This is a genomic window from bacterium (assembly GCA_036524115.1).
In the GTDB taxonomy this organism is placed as follows: domain Bacteria; phylum JAUVQV01; class JAUVQV01; order JAUVQV01; family DATDCY01; genus DATDCY01.
This window is the reverse complement of record DATDCY010000153.1, coordinates 1-18,278: the sequence shown is the minus strand read 5'-3', so window position 1 is coordinate 18,278 and position 18,278 is coordinate 1. Positions and strand designations below refer to the sequence as shown.

General features: G+C 71.5%; 21 protein-coding genes. 6 read left to right on the top strand and 15 right to left on the bottom strand.

Annotation, left to right across the window (positions count from 1 at the left end; genetic code table 11):
* Positions 1-16: 16 nt before the first annotated feature.
* Positions 17-1,156 carry a TlpA disulfide reductase family protein gene (locus VI078_07275; GenBank protein ID HEY5999091.1) on the bottom strand — a complete coding sequence of 380 codons (1,140 nt, stop codon included), beginning with the start codon at positions 1,154-1,156 and terminating at the stop codon, positions 17-19.
* Positions 1,147-1,983 (bottom strand): rhomboid family intramembrane serine protease, encoded by an 837-nt coding sequence (locus VI078_07270; GenBank protein HEY5999090.1) that lies wholly within the window; start codon positions 1,981-1,983, stop codon positions 1,147-1,149. Before VI078_07270 ends, VI078_07275 begins: the two co-directional genes overlap by 10 nt.
* A 241-nt stretch (positions 1,984-2,224) precedes the next feature.
* Between VI078_07270 and VI078_07265 the strand changes: the two genes are divergently transcribed.
* A complete protein-coding gene (locus VI078_07265) occupies positions 2,225-4,126 on the top strand; it encodes a tetratricopeptide repeat protein (GenBank protein ID HEY5999089.1) in 1,902 nt (633 codons plus the stop codon).
* Between the two features lie 125 nt (positions 4,127-4,251).
* Here the strand turns inward: VI078_07265 and VI078_07260 are convergent, their stop codons facing one another.
* The 3 genes from VI078_07260 to VI078_07250 form a co-directional block, all read right to left on the bottom strand.
* Complete coding sequence (locus VI078_07260; GenBank protein HEY5999088.1) at positions 4,252-4,959, bottom strand: carboxypeptidase regulatory-like domain-containing protein; 708 nt, start codon at positions 4,957-4,959, stop codon at positions 4,252-4,254.
* A gap of 96 nt (positions 4,960-5,055) precedes the next feature.
* Positions 5,056-5,817 carry a 3-oxoacyl-ACP reductase family protein gene (locus VI078_07255; GenBank protein ID HEY5999087.1) on the bottom strand — a complete coding sequence of 254 codons (762 nt, stop codon included), beginning with the start codon at positions 5,815-5,817 and terminating at the stop codon, positions 5,056-5,058.
* A 22-nt stretch (positions 5,818-5,839) separates the two neighbouring features.
* The gene (locus tag VI078_07250) at positions 5,840-7,060 is read right to left on the bottom strand and encodes a 6-phosphofructokinase (GenBank protein HEY5999086.1); all 1,221 of its coding nucleotides are present in this window, start codon (positions 7,058-7,060) and stop codon (positions 5,840-5,842) included.
* A 145-nt stretch (positions 7,061-7,205) separates the two neighbouring features.
* On the opposite strand from VI078_07250, the gene VI078_07245 reads away from it, so the two are divergent.
* Positions 7,206-7,676 (top strand): PaaI family thioesterase, encoded by a 471-nt coding sequence (locus tag VI078_07245; protein ID HEY5999085.1) that lies wholly within the window; start codon positions 7,206-7,208, stop codon positions 7,674-7,676.
* Here VI078_07245 and VI078_07240 read toward each other — a convergent pair.
* The 10 genes from VI078_07240 to hisB all read right to left on the bottom strand — a co-directional run bounded on the left by VI078_07240 (position 7,673) and on the right by hisB (position 17,059).
* Positions 7,673-8,032: a hypothetical protein gene (locus tag VI078_07240; GenBank protein HEY5999084.1), complete on the bottom strand. Its 360-nt coding sequence runs from the start codon at positions 8,030-8,032 to the stop codon at positions 7,673-7,675. The genes VI078_07245 and VI078_07240 overlap by 4 nt on opposite strands.
* 81 nt (positions 8,033-8,113) lie before the next feature.
* Positions 8,114-9,364, bottom strand: a complete 1,251-nt coding sequence (locus tag VI078_07235; GenBank protein HEY5999083.1) for a hypothetical protein — start codon at positions 9,362-9,364, stop codon at positions 8,114-8,116.
* Positions 9,365-9,378: 14 nt separating this feature from the next.
* Positions 9,379-10,860, bottom strand: a complete 1,482-nt coding sequence (locus tag VI078_07230) for an MBOAT family protein (GenBank protein ID HEY5999082.1) — start codon at positions 10,858-10,860, stop codon at positions 9,379-9,381.
* Positions 10,861-10,869: 9 nt separating this feature from the next.
* Positions 10,870-13,242: an endonuclease MutS2 gene (locus tag VI078_07225; protein ID HEY5999081.1), complete on the bottom strand. Its 2,373-nt coding sequence runs from the start codon at positions 13,240-13,242 to the stop codon at positions 10,870-10,872.
* A 21-nt stretch (positions 13,243-13,263) separates the two neighbouring features.
* The gene (locus tag VI078_07220) at positions 13,264-14,217 is read right to left on the bottom strand and encodes an NGG1p interacting factor NIF3 (protein ID HEY5999080.1); all 954 of its coding nucleotides are present in this window, start codon (positions 14,215-14,217) and stop codon (positions 13,264-13,266) included.
* Between the two features lie 393 nt (positions 14,218-14,610).
* The gene (locus tag VI078_07215) at positions 14,611-15,057 is read right to left on the bottom strand and encodes a GatB/YqeY domain-containing protein (protein ID HEY5999079.1); all 447 of its coding nucleotides are present in this window, start codon (positions 15,055-15,057) and stop codon (positions 14,611-14,613) included.
* Positions 15,058-15,069: 12 nt separating this feature from the next.
* Positions 15,070-15,246, bottom strand: coding sequence for a 30S ribosomal protein S21 (rpsU, locus tag VI078_07210; protein HEY5999078.1), 177 nt, complete (start codon positions 15,244-15,246; stop codon positions 15,070-15,072).
* A gap of 101 nt (positions 15,247-15,347) precedes the next feature.
* Entirely contained in the window at positions 15,348-15,716 is a 369-nt protein-coding gene (gene hisI / locus VI078_07205; protein ID HEY5999077.1) for a phosphoribosyl-AMP cyclohydrolase, read from the bottom strand.
* 36 nt (positions 15,717-15,752) lie between these two features.
* A complete protein-coding gene (gene hisA, locus VI078_07200) occupies positions 15,753-16,478 on the bottom strand; it encodes a 1-(5-phosphoribosyl)-5-[(5-phosphoribosylamino)methylideneamino]imidazole-4-carboxamide isomerase (GenBank protein ID HEY5999076.1) in 726 nt (241 codons plus the stop codon).
* A complete protein-coding gene (gene hisB, locus VI078_07195; GenBank protein HEY5999075.1) occupies positions 16,475-17,059 on the bottom strand; it encodes an imidazoleglycerol-phosphate dehydratase HisB in 585 nt (194 codons plus the stop codon). The genes hisA and hisB overlap by 4 nt, the downstream gene beginning before the upstream one ends.
* A gap of 185 nt (positions 17,060-17,244) precedes the next feature.
* Here hisB and rpmH point away from each other — a divergent pair, with 185 nt between their 5' ends.
* The 4 genes from rpmH to VI078_07175 all read left to right on the top strand — a co-directional run.
* Positions 17,245-17,379, top strand: a complete 135-nt coding sequence (rpmH, locus tag VI078_07190) for a 50S ribosomal protein L34 (protein ID HEY5999074.1) — start codon at positions 17,245-17,247, stop codon at positions 17,377-17,379.
* Positions 17,380-17,385: 6 nt separating this feature from the next.
* Positions 17,386-17,736, top strand: coding sequence for a ribonuclease P protein component (rnpA, locus tag VI078_07185; protein ID HEY5999073.1), 351 nt, complete (start codon positions 17,386-17,388; stop codon positions 17,734-17,736).
* Between the two features lie 20 nt (positions 17,737-17,756).
* Complete coding sequence (yidD, locus tag VI078_07180) at positions 17,757-17,951, top strand: membrane protein insertion efficiency factor YidD (GenBank protein HEY5999072.1); 195 nt, start codon at positions 17,757-17,759, stop codon at positions 17,949-17,951.
* A 21-nt stretch (positions 17,952-17,972) separates the two neighbouring features.
* A partial coding sequence (locus tag VI078_07175; GenBank protein HEY5999071.1) for a hypothetical protein occupies positions 17,973-18,278 on the top strand: 306 nt, incomplete at its 3' end.

Genomic DNA, 18,278 nt, shown 5'->3' with positions numbered 1-18,278 from the left:
GCCGGCGCGGCGCGCCTCACCGCCGGCCCTCCCGCGCCGCGGCGCGCGGCGCGAGGTCCTCGCCGATGCTCGCGGCCAGCGCCTTGCGGTCGACTTCCCCGGACCAGGCGTGGAGCACCTTGCCGTCTGCGGCCATGAGAAAGAGGGTCGGGGTCACGGTCACGCCGAAGCGCCCCGCGACCTCCTGCCGCCCGCCGGCCGCCTCGCGGTCAAAGACGCCGGTGATCCCCCCACCCCGCTCGGACATGAAGCGCGCCGCCTGCGGCCGCAGCTTCGGGGAATCCACGTTCACCGCCAGCACCCGCAGGCCGGGAACCGGCGGGCGCGCCGCAAGCTCCGCCAGCGACCCGAACTCCTCCCGGCAGGGCTGGCAGAAGAGCGACCAGAAGAAGACCACCGCGGGGGCGCGGCCGCGCCAGCGGGCGAACGAGACCTCCGCGCCGGCGGCGTCGAGCGCGCCGAAGTCGTCGATCGCCGTCCCCGGCGCGGCGATCGACGATTCCGCCTCGGGCGGCGAGAACGCCGTCGTCCCGCCCACGGGCTGCAGGGTGACGACGGTCTCGTGGATCCCGGCGCACGCCTTGCGCACGCGCCGCTCGATCTCGTCCTCGTCGTCGGGGCGGTACCCCAGGTGCACCATGCGGATCCACCCCTCGGAGTCGATGAGGACGAGCACCGGAAGCGCCTCGACCGAGAAGAGCTTGCTCAGGGACTGGTCGCGGTCGTGGATGAGCGGGTACGGCAGCGCCAGGCCGGTCTTCTTCATGAAGGACTCGATGCGCGCCCGCGGGAAGAAGTCGGTGTTGACCCCCACGATCTCCAGCCCGTCGGCGGCGTAGCGCTCGTGCAGCTTCCTGAGGAACGGCATCTCCTGGAGGCAGGACTGGCAGAAGACGGACCAGAAGTCGAGCAGCAGCGCCTTGCGGCCGATGGCGTCCTGGGTGCGCACCAGCGCCCCGGAGAAATCGGTGCGGGCGAACGCCGGTGCGCGCGCATTGACGTCCGTGGTCACGCTCGGCCCGCTGGTGCGCTCCTGGATGATCCCCGCCGGCGCCTGCGCCTCGGAGGCCGCCGGCGCGCGCTCGGGCCGCTCCCTGCACGCGGCGAGCGCGAGCAGGCACGCGGCGAGTGCCGCGGCAGCCGGCCTCAGTCCCACCGCTTGCTCCGGCTCATGCGGTGGAGGAAGCGCTTCTCGCCCTCGCTGAGCGAGGCGATCCCGCGCTCGTTCACCTTCTGCAGCAGCTCGTCCATGCGCCGGTCGTCGCGGGCGCGCGTCAACGTCGCGAGCCGCGCGCGCAGGCCGGCGAAGATCCCCCCGGCGCGGCGCGTCGCCGGGGCGTCGAACCGCCGGGCGCCGGGTACGAGGCGCCCTCCCCACCGCAGGAAGAGCCAGCCGAAGAGCATCCCCCCCAGGTGCGCGAAATGCGCCACGCGCGTGTCCCCGGCGACGCCGAAGAGCAGCTCGATCACGCCGAAGACGAGCACGAACTGCCGCGCCTTCATGCTCACCGGCAGGACGAAGAAGACCAGCAGCGTGATCACGCGCTCCGCAAAGAGCATGCCGTACGCGAGCAGGAGCCCGAAGACGATCCCCGAGGCGCCGACGACGATGCTCTCGCGGCCGAGCAGGCGGTCGACGAGCACGACGCTGCCGGCCGCGCCGGCGCAGGTCACGGCGCAGAAGAGGACGAAGCGCCGGGTCCCGAGGCGCTCCTCGACGTCGGAGCCGAACATCCAGATCGCCAGCGCGTTGAAAAGCAGGTGGAACGGGCCGCCGTGGAGCAGCGCGTACGTCAGCCAGCGCCAGAGCTCGAGCGGCCGCGCGGTGTCCAGCGCCAGCAGGTCGAAGAGCGGCAGCGTCCGCCCCAGCAGCAGCTGCCCGACGTAGACGCCGCCGCAGGCGATGATGAGGGCGCGCACGGCCGGCGTCCACGGGCGCCCGAAGCCGAACCCGTAGGCCTGGCCGGCGGTGAAACCACGCATTTTCGTATGGTAGCACGGAACATGGCCCGGTGGCTCCGGCAGGCGGCACGGAAGGCGGCGCCTCTTGCGCAACGGCCGGGGCCCTGCCGTGCGGCGCACCCCGCCGTTGGCGGCGGTTGACACCCGGGAGCACGCTCACTACGGTGGCTGCGTGGCCCCTGTTTCCCCTGCTGGCACGTCGACCGTTCGTGGACGACCACGCAACCGCGCGCTCGTCCCCGGGGTGGCCGCGGCGCTCGTGATGCTCACGCTCGCCACCTTTGCCGGGGTCGCGCACAACGGTTTCATCAGCTTCGATGATCCTGTGTATCTGGCGGCCAATCCCGAGGTCAGGAACGGGCTCAGCGCGCGCAGCCTCGGGTGGGCCTTGACGACCACGCAAGGAGCCAACTGGCACCCATTGACCTGGGTCTCGCACCTTGCGGACGTGACGCTCTTCGGTTTGGCGCCGGGACCCCACCACCTGGTGAGCCTCGGGCTGCACGCCGCCTGCGCCGTAGCACTTGTGCTGTTCCTCAGGAACCTGACCGGCACCCTCTGGCCCGCCGCGTTCGCCGCCGCTCTCTTCGCGGTCCACCCGCTGCACGTGGAGTCGGTAGCCTGGGCCGCCGAGCGCAAGGATGTCCTCGCACTCTTGTTTTCGCTGCTTGCGGCGCGGGCTTGGCTCCGGGGGGTACGCCGGCCCGCGCCCCGGCACCGTCTTGCGTCCCTTCTTCTCTTTGCCCTTGCCCTCCTTGCGAAACCGATGCCGGTCGCTCTTCCCTTCCTGCTCCTCCTTCTCGATTGGTGGCCGCTCGGGCGGTGGTCTCCGGTTTCAGGCGCGCCCCCGGACGGCGCTCCCGCGCTGGCACAACTCCTTCCGCCCCCGCCGCTCTGGCGGGAAAAGCTCCCGCTCTTTGCGGCGGCGGCTGCGGCTGCGTTGGTCACCCTGTTCGCCCAGGCGGGACGCGGGGCCATGGAGTACGGGGAAGCGCTCCCTTTCGCGCGGCGCGCGGCGAACGCCGTCATCGCGTTGGCGACGTACCTGCGCAAGACCTTCTGGCCCGCTGACCTGGCGATCTTCTACCCCTACCCGCGTGCGGCGCCGCCGTGGTGGCACCTGCTCGGCGCTCTCGCCCTGCTCGCGATCATCTCCTTCCTCGTGGCGCGCGCGGCACGGCGAAGGCCACACCTTGCGGTGGGCTGGCTCTGGTTCCTGGGCGCGCTGATGCCGATGATCGGCTTGGTTCAGGTCGGCAGTCAGGCCATGGCGGACCGATACACCTATCTTCCGTTGATCGGCCCTTTCCTCGCGATCGCCTGGACGCTCGCCTGGGCCGCGCGAGACCGTGGCGCCGTTGTCCCCCTGGCCGCGGGTACCGCCCTCGCCGCCTTTGCCCTGCTCGCGACGCGACAAGTCGGCTTCTGGCGCGACGATGTCACGGTTTTTGGGCGGGCGGCCGCCGTGACCCGCGACAACTGGCTGGCGCAAGACAGCCTGGGGACTGCCGCCATGGCCGCCGGACGTTACGCTGAGGCTGCGGAACGTTACCGGGCGGCCCTCGCCATACGTCCAGACCACGTGGGAGCAGCCGGCAATCTCGCCAGCGCACTCCTCCAGGCAGGCGAGCCGCGGGCGGCGATCGACGCCTACCGTCGGATTCTGCGTGTCGACGACAGCCGTGCCGGCACCTACTACAATCTCGGGGTGGCGCTCGCCGCCGCCGGGGAAACCGGCGAGGCCGCCGCGGCCTATCGCGCTGCCCTCGAGCGCGAGCCGGATCATCTCAACGCGCTGAACAATCTCGGCAACATTCTGGATGCGGGCGGAAGGAGCGCCGAGGCGATGGCGCTCTATCGGCGCGCCGTCGCGGCCGACCCCGGATACGCGCAGGCGAGATTCAACCTTGGGATCGCTCTTGGGAGGGCCGGCGATGCCGCGGGCGCGGCCGCGCAGTTCCGGGAGGTGTTGCGCGCCAACCCCCGGCACGCGCGTGCCGTTGCCGCCCTCGGGGATGCCCTGCAGTTGCTCGGCCGGCCCCGGGAAGCCGCGGACGCCTACCGCACGGCCTTGGCGCTTGACCCGAGTCTGACCGGGGCACGTTCCGCACTGGCCCTGCTCGACGGTCCCCCGGCCCCGGGCGTACGGGGTACGGCCAGATAGGCCCGCTGACTTCGCCGGGGGGGCAGCGGCGCGCTGGCTGCGCTGTTCACCGGCTCTTCCGAAAAAAAGAAACCGCCCGGCCCCGAGGGGGTGGGGCACGGGCGGCAGGAGGGGGCTTGTTTTGGCTAGTGGCGGGGCGCCATCTTCGGCCCGACGATGCGCACCCAGACGTCGTACGACCCGGTGCCGGTCGCCGTCGTCACGCCGACGGAGACCTGGACGGCCGTGCCGCGGCCGGCGTCCGCCGGCACCAGCGCCGTGAAGGCCGCCGCCTTCGGGAAGATCGCGTGGTACTCGCCGTCCTCGGGGTCGAGGACGATCACGGTCGACTCGATGCTGCCGGTCGCCGAGGTCAGCACGACCTTCTCGAGGCCCTCGAGTCCGGTGCCGGCGAGGCGAACGTGGAGCTTGCCCGCGGCGTGCGTCCAGTTGCGGTTCCACGCCCGCTGGACCTTCGGATAGCCCGGGTTCAGGGCGATGGCGCCCGTTCCCGGCGCCGTGATCGCGGCGTTGACCTGCAGCGAGAGGTCCGCGCCCTCGAGGGTGGTCACGCGGCCGGCGATGCGCGCCGGCGCCTTGTCGGCGGCGAGGTCGAAGAGCTGCCGGGACTGGCCCTTGAGGTCGGCGGTGTCCACTTCGAGGCTGTACGCCCCGGCGGGCACGCCCTCGAAGAGGAAGGCGCCATCGGCGTCGGTCGTCGCGGTCCCGAACGCGACGGTCGTGACGGTGTCGACGAGACGCACCGTCGCGCCGGCGATTCCCGCGGCGAACACATGAACGGGCGCGCACAGTGCCAGCGCCAAGACTGCTGCACCAAGAGATACCCTGCGCATGATCTGCCTCCTCTTCGGTTGTATCGTGGAGGCAATATAGGCCGCGACCGGCCCGAGGAGGTGTGATCTGCATCACACCGCGGAGGCCGCGCCGCTTCAGGGCATCAGCGCGCCCCCGGAGACCGAAAGGTACGCGCCGGAGACGAACCGCGACCAGTCCACGCAGCAGAAGAGCACCGCGCCGGCCACGTCCTCCGGGCGGCCGATACGCCGCAGCGGCGTGTGCTGGGCGATCATCTCGCGCGCCGCCTGCGGGACGAACGCCGTCGCGTCCGTGTCGGTCAGGCCCGGCGCCACCACGTTCACGCGGATCCCCGCGGGGCCGAGTTCGAGCGCCAGGCTCTTCGAGAAGCCGTCCAGCGCCGACTTCGCCGCCGAATGCGACGAGTAGCCGGCGCCAGGGCTGCGCGAGAGCCCGCTCGAGATGTTGACGATGCTCCCGTGCCCGCGCCGCAGCATCCCGGGGACGACCGCCTGGCAGGCGTGGAAGCAGGCCGCCATCTCGTGCACGATCTTGCGCTCGAAGTCCTCCCAGCGGAATTCCGTGAACGGCACCACGGGGAAGGAGATCGCCGCGTTGTTCACCAGGATGTCCACGGGCCCGAGCTTCTCCTGGGTCTCGCGCACCAGCTCGTCGACCTGGGGGCGGTCGGTCACGTCCGCCCGGACGACGATCCCCTCGCCGCCGTGCAGGCGGATCTCGGCCAGCACCTGCTCGGCGCGCTCGCGGCTCATGTGATAGTTCACGGCGACCTTCGCCCCGTTGGCGGCGAGCAGCTTCGCCGTTTCCGCCCCGATCCCGCGGCTCGCGCCGGTGACGATCGCGACCTTGTCCTGTAGCAGCTTCTCCTCACACACAGGATGTCCTCCCTCTCGCGCCCTACTTCACCGGACGGTATTCGAGCGCCCGCCCGAGCCGCTGGAAATCGCTCCCCGGCTCGATGAAGCGCAGCTTCGTCTTCATGGTCTTCGCGTCGACCAGGGTGTCGAAGGGTCGGTAGACGAGCTTGAGCTGCCCCTCGACGCTGACCATCACGCCCGAGAGTCCCTCCTCGACCATGGCCCGGTAGGCGCCGACGCCCAGCTGGCTACCGAGCAGCACGTCGAACACCAGCGGCTGCGCGCAGCGCGTCTCGTAGCCGATCTGCTTCGAGCGCACCTTGAGCTTCCTGCCGGTGCGCGCGAGGTGCGCCTTCTCGATCTCGGCGGCGAAGAGCCGGCCGATCTCCACCTCGGCGAGCACCGGGTTGCCGTGCTCGTCGACCTCCTTCGGGCGCAGCGCCTCCGGCACGTGGTCGGCGAGCCCCTCGGCGATGCAGATCACCCCGTGCCTGCGGCCGTCGGCGGCGCGCGCGAGGATCAGGTCGACGACCCCCTGCGCGGCGACCGCCGGGTCGAAGACCTGCGGGAAATCCTCGACGCTGAGCATGCGGCAGGCCTCGCCGCCGATCGCCGCGGCGTAGGTCAGCCAGCCGGCCTTGCGGCCCATGATCTCGAGGACCCACCAGGTGCTCATCGAGCGCGAGTCGGCGCGGATCTGCCGCACCTCGCGGGCGGCGAAGTCGGCGGCCGTGATGTGCCCGAAGGTCCAGTCGATACCGAAGTAGTCGTTGTCGATCGTCTTGGGCAGGTGCACGACCGCGATCTCCCTGAGGCCGGCCACGTGCTGCGGCAGCAGGTACATGAAGTTGGCCGTCTTGAGCGTGTCGTCGCCGCCGAGCGAGATCAGCGCGTCGCAGCCGAGGTCGGCAAGCGCGCGGTGCGCCGCGACCAGCTTCGCGTTCTTCGCCGAGTCGGCGAGGTCGGCCATCGACGTGACGGCCTTCCCCGGGTTGGCGCGCGCGGTGCGCAGGATGATGGCTCCCTCGTTGCGGATGCCGGCGACCAGATCGCGCGTGAGCCGCAGGTAATGCTTCCCCTCGACCAGCGGCTTTGCCGGGTCGTAGCCCTCGAGGTTCGTGTAGCCGTCGAGAAAGCCGATCACCTCGGCGCCAGCGTCGAGGAACGAGAGCGCCGCCGCCGAGATCACCGCGTTCGCCGCCGGCGCGGGACCGCCCGAGAAGAGCATGCCGACCTTCCTGATCTGCCGCTTCGCTGCCATGGTCACACCTCCACGCTGGAATGGCTGTCGCCTCGCTGCGGCGGTTATTGTCCCCGTCCGCTGGCGCGAACGCAAGGCGGCGGGCCGGTCACGTGGCGTCCCGACCGTTGCGCGCCGCCCGCGCCGTGACTATGCTTGCCACGCGATGAGGAAGCTCAGCGGCTACCCCGGCTGCATGGCCTGCGGCAAGGCCAACCCGCGCGGGCTGCAGCTCGACCTGTACGCGGCCGACGGGCGCGTCGAGACGCGCTTCACCGTGCCCGCCTACGCCATGGGCTTCCCCGGCGCGGCGCACGGGGGGATCCTCTGCACCGTCCTCGACGAGGTGATGGCCTGGGCGGCCATCGAGGGCAGCGGGCGCTTCTGCGTCACCGGCGAGATGAACGTGCGGTTCCTCGCGCCCGCCGCGCCCGGCGAAGAGATCCATGCGCGCGGCGAGATCGTCGAGGACCGGCGCCGCTACCTGCTCTGCCGCGGCGAGATCGTCGCCGCCGACGGGCGGCAGGTCGCCAAGGCCGAGGGGAAGTTCTTCCGGGTCAGCCCCGAGCGGCAGGCGGCCATGGAGGAGCGCTGGCGGCAGGACGCTGCCGCCGCGCACGCGTCAGCCGACCGCTAGTCGCGGTGCCGGCCGCGGTCGTCATGGTCGCGGCGGTGGTCGCCGCGGGGCTCCACGCGCGACGGCCAGTATCTGCGGTCCAGGGTGTGCCACGGCCCGCGGCGCTCCCGCCCCCAGTACCATGTGTCGCCCCAGAAGTAGTAGTAGAGGTTGTTGTAGTAGTAGACGCGGCGGTCGGGGACGACGTACACGGGCGGCAGCGGCGCGACGGCCACCCCCGGCGGCTCGACGACGACGGCCGGCGGACCGGCAAGATAGAAGTCGACCATCGGCTCGATGTACGTCCCCTGCGGGGTGACGGCCGCGTAGCAGCCCGCGAGGCCAAGGACCAGGGCTCCGGCAAGAATCCGTTTCATGTCGCACCTCCTCGTTGTGGGTAAAGATATGCCCTGAGGACGCCCCCGGCGACCGGAATGTTCCCGCACCGCGCCCGAGACTCAGCGCGGCTGGATGTTCCTCTCCACCAGCTCCAGCAGGACGAGGTCGGGCTCGTACCGCTCGAGGTACGGGCGCAGCTTCCCCGCCCGCGTCACGCCGGCGTTGTTGACGTAGACGATGCTCCCGAAGGATTGATTCAGGTACGGCGAGAGCCATCGGGTGAAGGAGTCCCCCACGACCAGCACCCGGGGCGCCCGCTGCAGACCCGATCCCGTGACGACCGCAGCCTGCCCGGCCTTGCACCCGTTGGGCGCGATCGCCAGGTAGTTCCCCCGGTCGCGCCACTCGGCCATCATCGGACCGCCGCCCTGTCGTCGCCGCCGCGCCGGCCTCGCCTTCGCCGCGGGCGCCGCCGCCTCTTTGGCCGCCGCCGGCGTGCAGTCGCCATCCAGCCAGAGGGGGCTGAACCCCGCATCGAGCACGGGGGTGGAGACCGCGTCCGGCTCCGCCGGGATGGCGATCATCGGGGGCAGATCGCCCATCGGCACGATTGCCTCCCGGTAGCGCGGCTCCTCGAGCGCCCTCGCCTCCGGGAAGTGCCGACCGACCACGCCCATGATGCTGCGATACGCGACGTACGCCCCGCGCGAATTCCAGTGCGTGTCGGCCTTGAAGTACAGCGGCCGCGGCGACGACGCCTTCGCGGCGCGCAGCGCCTCCGTGAGGTCGGTGAAGAGCACGCCGCCGCCCAGGCGCCGGGAGACCTGCCGGGTCAACGTCTCTTCATCGACATTGCGCGCCCAGACGGGGAGATGCTCGGGGTAGACCGTGTGCTTCTCCGGGGCGACGACGACCATGAGCCGGGCGCCGCGGGCGGCGACGAGCTCCCGCATGCTCTCGAGGTTCGCCAGGTAGGCCTCGAGCTCGGCTTCCGTGAAGCGCAGCCGGCCCGTCGTCTTGTCGATGACCCGGCCGTGGCCGTTGCCGAGGTAGAGCCACCCGTCCTTGCCGAGGACGACGAGGTCCTCGCGCGGCGACTGGCCGGCCGCCAGGTAGAGCCTCGTCCTGAGTCTTATGAGCTCCGTCCGAAACCCGTACCGGTCCGAGAACCACGACTCGACCGCCCGAAGGCTCCCCCGGAGCCCGCCGGCCCCCGGTCGCAGGTCCAGCTTCGCCGGCGCGCGGTTCTCGCGCCGCGCGAAGTCCTTGTCGTACGCTGCGACGTCCACGAAGGGCATGCGGGCGGCCGGCAGCAACAACAGCCCGAGGAGGATGGCCGAGGAGACGTGCGCGAATGTGGGACGGCCCATGCCCGCGTCGCCCCTCAGAACTGCGCGTAGAGGAATGGCGCCGAGCTGCCGGACGCCACGTGCATCGCCGAGAGCACGAGGAGCAGGGCGAGCGTCACGCAGGCGCCTCCCTGGTACGCCCAGAGCAGCCAACCCCCGCGCGCCGCGGGTGCGGCCTCGAGTCTCAGCCGCAGCCACCCGACCGCCTTGCCGGGCAGCGGCGTCGAGCCCACCAGGGCCGCCAGGAGCGCCGCCTTGAAGATGATCGTGTCGTAGCGCGCCAGGGCCACGAGCGGGACGCCCGGGGCGGGGACGAACATCGCGCGGACTAGCTGGGCCCCCGCCGTGAGGCTGTCGGCGCGAAAGAGCACCCAGCCGACCGTGACGACGAGCAGCGCGTAGAGATGCTGGGCGGGGCGGGGCGCCCGCTCGAGCGCGGCGCCGAGGCGGGTGCGCTCCGCCGCGAGGAAGAGCCCGTGGTAGAGCCCCCAGGCGACGAACGTCCAGCTCGCGCCGTGCCAGAGGCCGCAGAGCGTGAAGACGGCCAGGAGGTTGAGCATCACCCGGTGCGGCGCCACGCGGCCTCCGCCGAGCGGGATGTAGAGATAGTCTCGGAACCAGGTCGACAGCGAGATGTGCCAGCGGCGCCAGAACTCCCGCACCGAGCGCGCGCGGTAGGGGAGGTCGAAGTTCTCCGCGAAGCGCAGGCCGAGCATGCGCCCCACGCCGATGGCCATGTCGGAGTAGCCGGAGAAGTCGAAGTAGATCTGGAGCGTGTACGCCACGGCCCCGAGCCAGGCCCCGCCCATGCCCACCCGCGCGGGGTCGAGGCCGAAGACCTCGTCCGCGGCGACGCCGAGGGTGTCGGCGACGAGGACCTTCTTGGCCAGGCCGAAGACGAACCGGAACGCGCCGTGCGAGAAGAGCGCCGCGTCCGGCCGCGGGGGCGAGGCGAGCTGGGGGCCGAGGTCGGTCCAGCGGCCGATCGGCCCGGCCGTCAGCTGCGGGAACAGGGAGACGTAGGCGGCCAGGTGGAGAGGATTCCGCGCGGGCGCCGCCTGCCCGCGGAAGACGTCGATCAGGTAGCTGACCGCCTTGAACGTGAAGAAGCTGATGCCCAGGGGCAGGGCCGCGCCGGCCGCCGCACGGATCGCGGGGGCCGCGAGCCCCGCCGACCGCAGCGCGGCCGCGACGGCGCCGAGCGCGAAGTCGAGGTACTTGAAGTAGCCGAGAAGCAGGAGGTTCCCGGCGATCCCGAGCGCCAGGAGGGCCTTGGCACGCCGGGTGGGCGCGGCACCCGCCGCCCCCGCGCCGGCGGCGGCGATCGCCAGGCCGAAGCCGTAGTTGAAGGCCACGGAACCCGCCAGCAGCAGGAGGAGTGTCCCCGAACCCCAGAAGGCGAAGAGAAAGCTCAGGGCCACCAGGAGAGGCAGGCGCACCCGCGCCCCGCTGACGAGCCAGGCCAGCAGCGTCGCCGGGAGGAAGAGGAAGAGGAAGATGACCGAGCTGAACGCCACGCGCCGCCCTCAGGTGGCCAGGGTGACGAGGGTGACGCCGGTGCCTCCCTGCTCGGACGGCGCGTACGCGAAGGCCGCGACGCGCCGGTCTGTGCCGAGGGCCTCCCGCACCGCCTCCTGGAGCCGCCCGGTCCCCTTGCCGTGGAGGACGGAAACCTTCACGAGGCCGTTGAGCACGGCGTCGTCGAGAAAACGGTCGAGCGCGGCGAGCGCCTCCTCGGCGCGCCGGCCGCGCAGATCCAGCGTCGTGGTCGCCAGCTCCGGCACCGTGTAGGCGTAGCGGCCGCGTCCCGCCTGCCGCTCGACCTTTCCGGGCGAGGGCGGCGCCGCCCCCTCCGCGCGCCGGGAGAGCTCCGCCAGCGGCACGGTGAAGCGCTTGTCGCCGACGATGACCGTCGCGCTCCCCTGCCCTTCCGCCCCCTCGGCGACCGTCCCCCACGCCTGCAGCCGCTCGATGAAGACCTGCTCGCCGGCGACGACCGCATCCGGCGACGCCGCGGCCGGCCCAGGGGCGCCCAGGTGCGCGACGGTCAGATCGCGGAGCTTCTTCGCCGAGACCTTGACGCGCTCGGCGGCCTCCGCGTTGCGCTGCTCGCGCAGCAGGCGCACCTGCTCCTGCAACTCGCGCTCCGCCTCACGCAGCGCCGGGCGCGCCTCCCGCTGGAGCCGCTCGCGGCGCTCTTCGAAGGCGCGACGCTGTTTCGCCGCCTCCGCCTCCAGCTCGCGCCGCTCGGCGGCGATCGCCGCGCTCGCGGTGGCGGCGGCCAGGCGCTCGCGGGCCGCAGCCGCGCGCTCGCGCTCCAGGTCCTCCATCAGGCGGTCGAAGCGCTCCTCGCCGATGGTGCGCTGCTCGCGCGCCCGCGCGATGACCGCCGGGTCGAGACCGTAGCGCTCGGCGATCACGAGCGCCTGGCTGCGCCCGGGAATCCCGGCGAGCAGCCGATAGGTCGGCCGCAGCGTGCTCTCGTCGAACTCCATCGCCGCGTTCATCGCCCCGGAAGTCGTCGCCGCCCAGACCTTGACCGCGTTGTGGTGCGTCGTCGCGATCGTCAGCGCCCCGCGGCGCTGCACCTCCTCGAGGATCGCCACGCCGAGCGCCGCGCCCTCGGAGGGGTCGGTCCCGGCGCCCAGCTCGTCGAGGAGGACGAGGGTGCCCGGACCCGCCTTCCCGAGGATCGAGACGAGGTTGCGCACGTGCCCGGAAAAGGTCGAGAGGTTCTGCTGGATCGACTGCTCGTCGCCGATGTCCGCGAGGACCTCCGTGAAGCAGCTCATCCCGGTCCCCGCCTCCGCCGGCACGTGCATCCCGCTCTGCGCCATCAGGCAGAAGAGCCCCGCCGTCTTGAGCACCACGGTCTTGCCGCCGGTGTTCGGGCCGGTGACGACGAGCGTGCGCGTCCCGCCGCCCGCCCGCAGGTCGATCGGCACCGTGCGCTCGCCGAGCGCGGCCAGCAGCAGCGGGTGGCGCGCCCCGACCAGCTCGAGGCGCCCCTCCCCTTCCAGGATCGCCGGGTCCACCATCCCGTTCTCGTCGGCGTGGACCGCCCGCGCCCAGATCGCCTCGAGCGCCGCCATCGCTGCGCTCGCGGCGCGCAGCTCGCCCGCCTGCCGGCGCACGCGCGCCGACAGCGAGCGCAGGATGCGCAGCGTCTCCTCGCGCTCGGCCAGCACCTGCTCGCGCAGGGCGTTGTTCAGCTCGACAACCGCCTGCGGCTCGACGAAGACCGTCTGCCCGCTGGCCGAGCGGTCGTGGACGATGCCGGGGACCGCGCCGCGCCCGCCGCTCTTGACCGGGATGACGTAGCGGTCCTCGCGCAGCGTGACGATCGGCTCCTGGATGGACGATGCCGTGCCGGCGTCCTCGATGAGACGCTCGAGGGCGCCGACGACCTCGCGGCGGGCGCGGCCGATGCCGCGGCGCAGCCGCAGCAGCTCCTCGCTCGCGTCGTCACGCACCTCGCCCTCGGGTGTCAGGCAGCGCAGGATCTCGCGCTCGATCTCGCCGACGTCCGGGATGCCGCCCCCGTGGATCGCGAGGTCGGGGCAGCCCTCGGCGCCGAGGACCGCCTTCGCGACGCGCCCGCAGGCGCCGGCGAACTCCGCGACGCGCACGAGGTGCCGCCCCTCGAGCCAGGCGTTCTCCGCGCGCGCCCGCTCGATCTGCTCGGTCACATCCTGCGATCCGGACCACGGCAGCCCGCCGGCGGCGGCCCGCAGCGCGCGCATCTGCGCCGTCTCGCGCAGCAGGCGGCGCACCTCGCCCCTGTCGGTCGCGGGCAGCGAGGCCGCGAGCAGGTCCGCCCCCAGCGACGAGGGCGCGCGCTCGCGGACAAGGTCCACGACCCGCCGGTACTCGAGGACAGCGAGGCTGTGCGGATCCATCCCGCCGCGGCGCGCCGTCCCCTACCCTCGCTTGAAGCGCGTGAAGCCCGACGTCTCGATGACCTCCAGCGCCCCGTGCTTCTCGATCGCGTCGAGCACCAGATTGATGCCCAGATTGTCGCTGGCGATGTGCCCGGCGATCACCGCGTTGATGTGGTTCTTCTCGGCCTCCTTGATGTGCTCCTCGGAGAGGTGCATGCAGACCACGGTGCCGACGTCGGTGCGCGAGAGCTTCTCGAAGACCTCCTTCGACCCCTCGGTGCCGCCGGTCATGTCGACGAGCACGCGCCCCGCCCGGTTCTTTTCCGCGCCCGCGACCACCTTCGGCGGCACGCTCAAGGACGCGGAGTGCCGGTACTCGGGGATCTCGCGCAGGATCTCGACCACATCGCCGACCGTGTCCGGCTTCTTCCCATCGAATATCTTCTGCAGGAACGTCACCACGTTGTTGTCGCCGGGGGTGTGGACGCACAGGAACGGCAGCCCCAGCAGGCGCGCGGCGTCGACGGCGCGCGTGTGGTTCACCGGCAGCAGCCGGCGCGAGACCTCGGAGATGCGCCCGGCGAGGATCCCCTCGGCCGTCGCGATCGGCACCCCGAAGGCGTTGAGGATGTCGGCCTGCATCGCCATCACATCGCCGAGCTTCGCCAGAGCCCGCCCCTCCGGGTGGTGCGAGAGCACCAGGTCGAGCCCGCGCTTCTCGCGCAGCCGGTCCGCCAGCAGCACCTCGCCGACCTCCATGTCGATGCCGACGAGGACCGCCCGCACCTCGGTCTCCGGCGCGCCGTTGAGGATGCGCGTGTCGGCATACGGGTTCGTCAGCCGCTCCGTATCGAAGAACGGCTTGTCCTTGTCCTTGAGCTCGTCGTACTCCTTTTTCGCCGCCGCCAGCTCCTTCTCGATGCGCTCTGCGCCGCGCGGGTCCGCGTCGCGTCCCGCCTGCACCGCGATCTTGTAGAATTCGTCGAGTCTCACGTCCCGTTACCTCCTCAGATGTGTCGTCGTATCCCGCCAACCGAAGACTTGGCGAGTGTACACCGAAACTGTGACAGCACCGCCAAGGCGCGGCCGATGCGGCCTCGTCTTGAGGGCCACGGCCCGGGGGCGCCTGTGAACGGTCATAATGCGCCGGCCGCAGGCTGTGGCGGCTGGGTGTGGCCGGCGCATTGACAGTCGAGCAGCTGATGAGTGCTCTCGCGGACTGAGAGGCGCAGGGCGAGACGGAAGTGAACAGGCGCCGCCGGGTCGGGGCCCGGCACGTGCGCTGGCGCCACCCGCCGCCCCGTCCCCGCGCACACGAGCACGAACGAGCCTGAAAATGAAAACGGGCCCCTCATCGGGACCCGCACGCGAACGAGAAGAACGGGCCTAGGCCGGCAGCTTCGCCCGCACCAGCTTGTTGATCTCCGCGCCGTCCGCGCGGCCGGCGACCTTCGGCAGCACCGCCTTCATCACCTTGCCGATGTCCTTCATCGAGGCCGCGCCGGACTCGGCGATCGCCGCGTCCACCAGAGCCTCGAGTTCCGCCGCGGACAGGCCCGCCGGCAGGAAACGCTCGATGACCTTCGCCTCGGCAGTCTCCTTGTCGACAAGGTCCTGGCGGCCGCCCTTGGCGAACATCTCGATCGACTCCTGGCGCTTCTTGATGCCCGAGCGCAGGATGTTGACGACCTCGTTGTCCTCGAGCGGGCGGCGCTTGTCGATCGCGGCGTTCTTGATCTCGGAAAGAGAGAGCCGGATGGCCGAGACGGCCACCCGGTCCCCGGACTTCATCGCTTCCTTGAGACCGCCCTCGAGCTGGTCCTTGAGGCTCACGGCGATGGGCCCCTAGCGACGCTTCTTCTTGCGGGCGGCCAGCGCCTTCTTCTTGCGGCGGACGCTGGGCTTCTCGTAATGCTCGCGCCGGCGGATCTCGGAGAGGACGCCGGACTTCTCACAGATCTTCTTGAAACGACGCAGGGCACTTTCGAAGGATTCGTTTTCCCGAACCCGGATGCCAACCATCGTGCTCGCTATCCCCCCCTTCACCGGAACGCAGTCCTGCGAAACTTTTAAATTTTATCAGCTCCCGCGCCCCGGCGCAAGGGGCTGGAGTCACGCCACCGTTATTCGGCCGCCGGCGACGACGGCAGCACCTGGAAGAAGCAGCTGCGGCTCCCCGTGTGGCAGGCCGGCCCGGTCTGGTCGACGAGCACGAGCAGCGTGTCCGCGTCGCAGTCGGCGCGCACCTCGCGCACCCGCTGCAGGCACCCGGACGTCTCCCCCTTCTTCCAGAGCTTCTTGCGCGAGCGGCTCCAGAACACGGTGTAGCCGCCGGTGAGCGTCAGCTCCAGCGACTCGCGGTTCATCCACGCGACCATGAGCACCTCGTGCGTCGTGGCGTCCTGGACGACGGCCGTGATCAGCCCGTTCGCGTCGAACTTGAGATCCGGCAGCGAGCCCGCCTGGAACCCCTGATGCTGCTGCTCTGACATGCCCCCGCCCTTCCCTCGTCCCCGCGCGATGCCGCCCTAGCGCCCCGCGGCCAGCCGCACGGCCGCCGCCAGATCGATGCTCCCGTCGTACAGCGCGCGGCCGATGATCATCCCCGCCAGCCCCTTGAGCGCGCACAGGCGCTCGACGTCCTCGAGGCGCGAAACCCCGCCCGAGGCGATCAGTGGCGCCGGGCTGATCGCGAGCATCGCCGCCATCGCCTCGACGTTCGGCCCCTGCATCATGCCGTCGCGCGAGATGTCGGTGTAGATCACCGCGGCCACCGGCAGCCCGGCCAGGCCGCGAACGAGGTCGGTCGCCCGCACGCCGGCGGTCTCGGTCCAGCCCTTCACCGCGACGAGTCCGTCCCGCGCGTCGACGCCGACCGCCACCTCGCCGCCGTAGCCCTCGCAGAGGCCGGCCAGGGCCGCCCGCTCGAGCGCCGCGGTCCCGAGGATCACGCGCCGCACGCCGAGGCCGAGGTAGAAATCCATCGTCTCGCGCGAGCGGATCCCGCCGCCGAGCTGGGTCGGCACGCGCACGGCGGCGACGATCGCCTCCACGGCCCGGGCGTTGGCCGGCGCGCCGCCGACCGCCCCGTCGAGGTCGACGAGGTGGATGCGCGAGGCGCCGGCGGCCTCCCAGCGGCGGGCGACCTCGGCCGGATTGTCCGAGAAGACCGTCTCGTCGGCCATGCGCCCCTGCCGCAGGCGCACGCAGCGCCCGCCCTTGAGGTCGATCGCCGGGATGATCTCGACGCTCACAGCACGCCCTTGGTCGACAACGGCCCGGCGATGCGCGGGTCGGGCGTCGCGGCCTCGCCGAGGGCGCGGCCGAGCGCCTTGAAGAGCGCCTCGAGGACGTGGTGCAGGTTGCTCCCGTAGTGCAGGTTCAGGTGCACCGTCGCCTGCAGGTTCGTCGCCAGCGCCCGGAAGAACTGTTCCGCGAGGTCGACGTCGAACGCGCCCGGCTGCCCGGGCACCGGCGCCACGTTGTACACGAGGTACGGCCGGGTCACGAGGTCCACGTTCGCACTCGCCAGCGCTTCGTCCATCGGCACGCCGGCCTGGCCGTAGCGCCTGATCCCCGCGCGATCGCCGAGCGCCGTGCGGAGCGCCTCGCCGAGCGTGATCCCCACGTCCTCGACCGTGTGGTGCAGGTCGATGTCGGTGTCGCCGCTGGCCTCGATCTCCAGCCCCATCAGGCCGTGGCGGGCCATGAGCGTCAGCATGTGGTCGAAGAAGGCGATGGTCGTGCGCACCCTGATCGCGCCGCCCCCGAGGTCCACCGCGACTTCGACCTTCGTCTCGCTCGTCTCGCGTCTGACGCGCGCCGTCCGTGCCATGGGCCCTCCTTGCCGCTGCCTGGCGGGAGCACGCCGATGGCGTGCAGCGGGAACAGTAGCGGCGGCGCGGCGGTAAGTCAAGATTATTCTTGACAATAGCGCCTGTTGCGGCTAGCATCACTCCTCTTTGAGGACGGTACGGGACCGTCCCGCGACGGCTTTGCGCGACGAGGAGAGAGCAGCAGATGTCCACCACCTATCAGCCCAAGAAGAAGAAGCGCCAGCGGACGCACGGCTTCCGGGAGCGCATGAGCACGGTCGGCGGCCGCAAGGTGATCAGCCGGCGGCGCCAGAAGGGCCGCAAGAAGCTCAGCGTCTAGCCCTTCATGGGCGGGCACGCGTTCCCTCCGCAGCAGCGTCTGAAGCGGCCGGCGGACTTCCGCGCCGTCTTCGACCGGGGGGCGAAGCGCCACAGCGGCGCCTTCATCCTGTTCCGCGCAGCGGGACAGCGCGAGCTGCCGCGCTTCGGCGTCTCGGTCGGCAGGAAGATCGGCGGCGCCGTGGTCCGCAACCGGGTCAAGCGGCTCCTGCGCGAGGCCTTCCGGCTGCACTGGCGGGAGTGGGGGCTCGGGGGGGGCGACGTGGTCGTGATCGCCAAGCACGGCGCCCCGGGGCTCTCCCTCGACCAGGTCTCCCGCGAGCTCTCCAAGGCGGTCGCGCCGCGGGGGCAGCGGTGAACCCCGCCGCCGGCGCCGCGATCGGCCTCCTGAAGTGTTACCGGAGGTTCGTCTCGCCCCTGCTGCCGCCGGCCTGCCGCTTCCACCCGTCGTGCTCCTGCTATGCCATCGAGTCAATCGAGAAACATGGGGTTGTCCGCGGGTCCGTCCTGGCCCTCCGGCGCCTCGCGAAGTGCCATCCTTTCCATCCCGGCGGGTACGACCCGGTTCGTTGACCCCGCCGGGAGAGGTAGCACATGGATAAGAAGACAATTGCCGCGGTCGGCCTGATCATCCTGGTGATCGGGGTCTACAACCTCTTCATCATCCCGAAGTTCTCGCCCCCGCCGCCGCCCGAGAAGGCAGGGGCACCGACGGCGCAGACCGCGGCGCCGGCGGCAAGCCCCAGCCGTGACGTCGAATTTCGCGCCGATGTTGAAATCCGTGCCCTCATAGAAAACGTTCGCTTCGTCGGCGAGGTTCGTGATCTTGATGCGGCCCTTGTTCGTGACCGTCGTCGTGTTCGTGCCGGCCGGCGACATGTCCCACGTCAGGGAACCGGT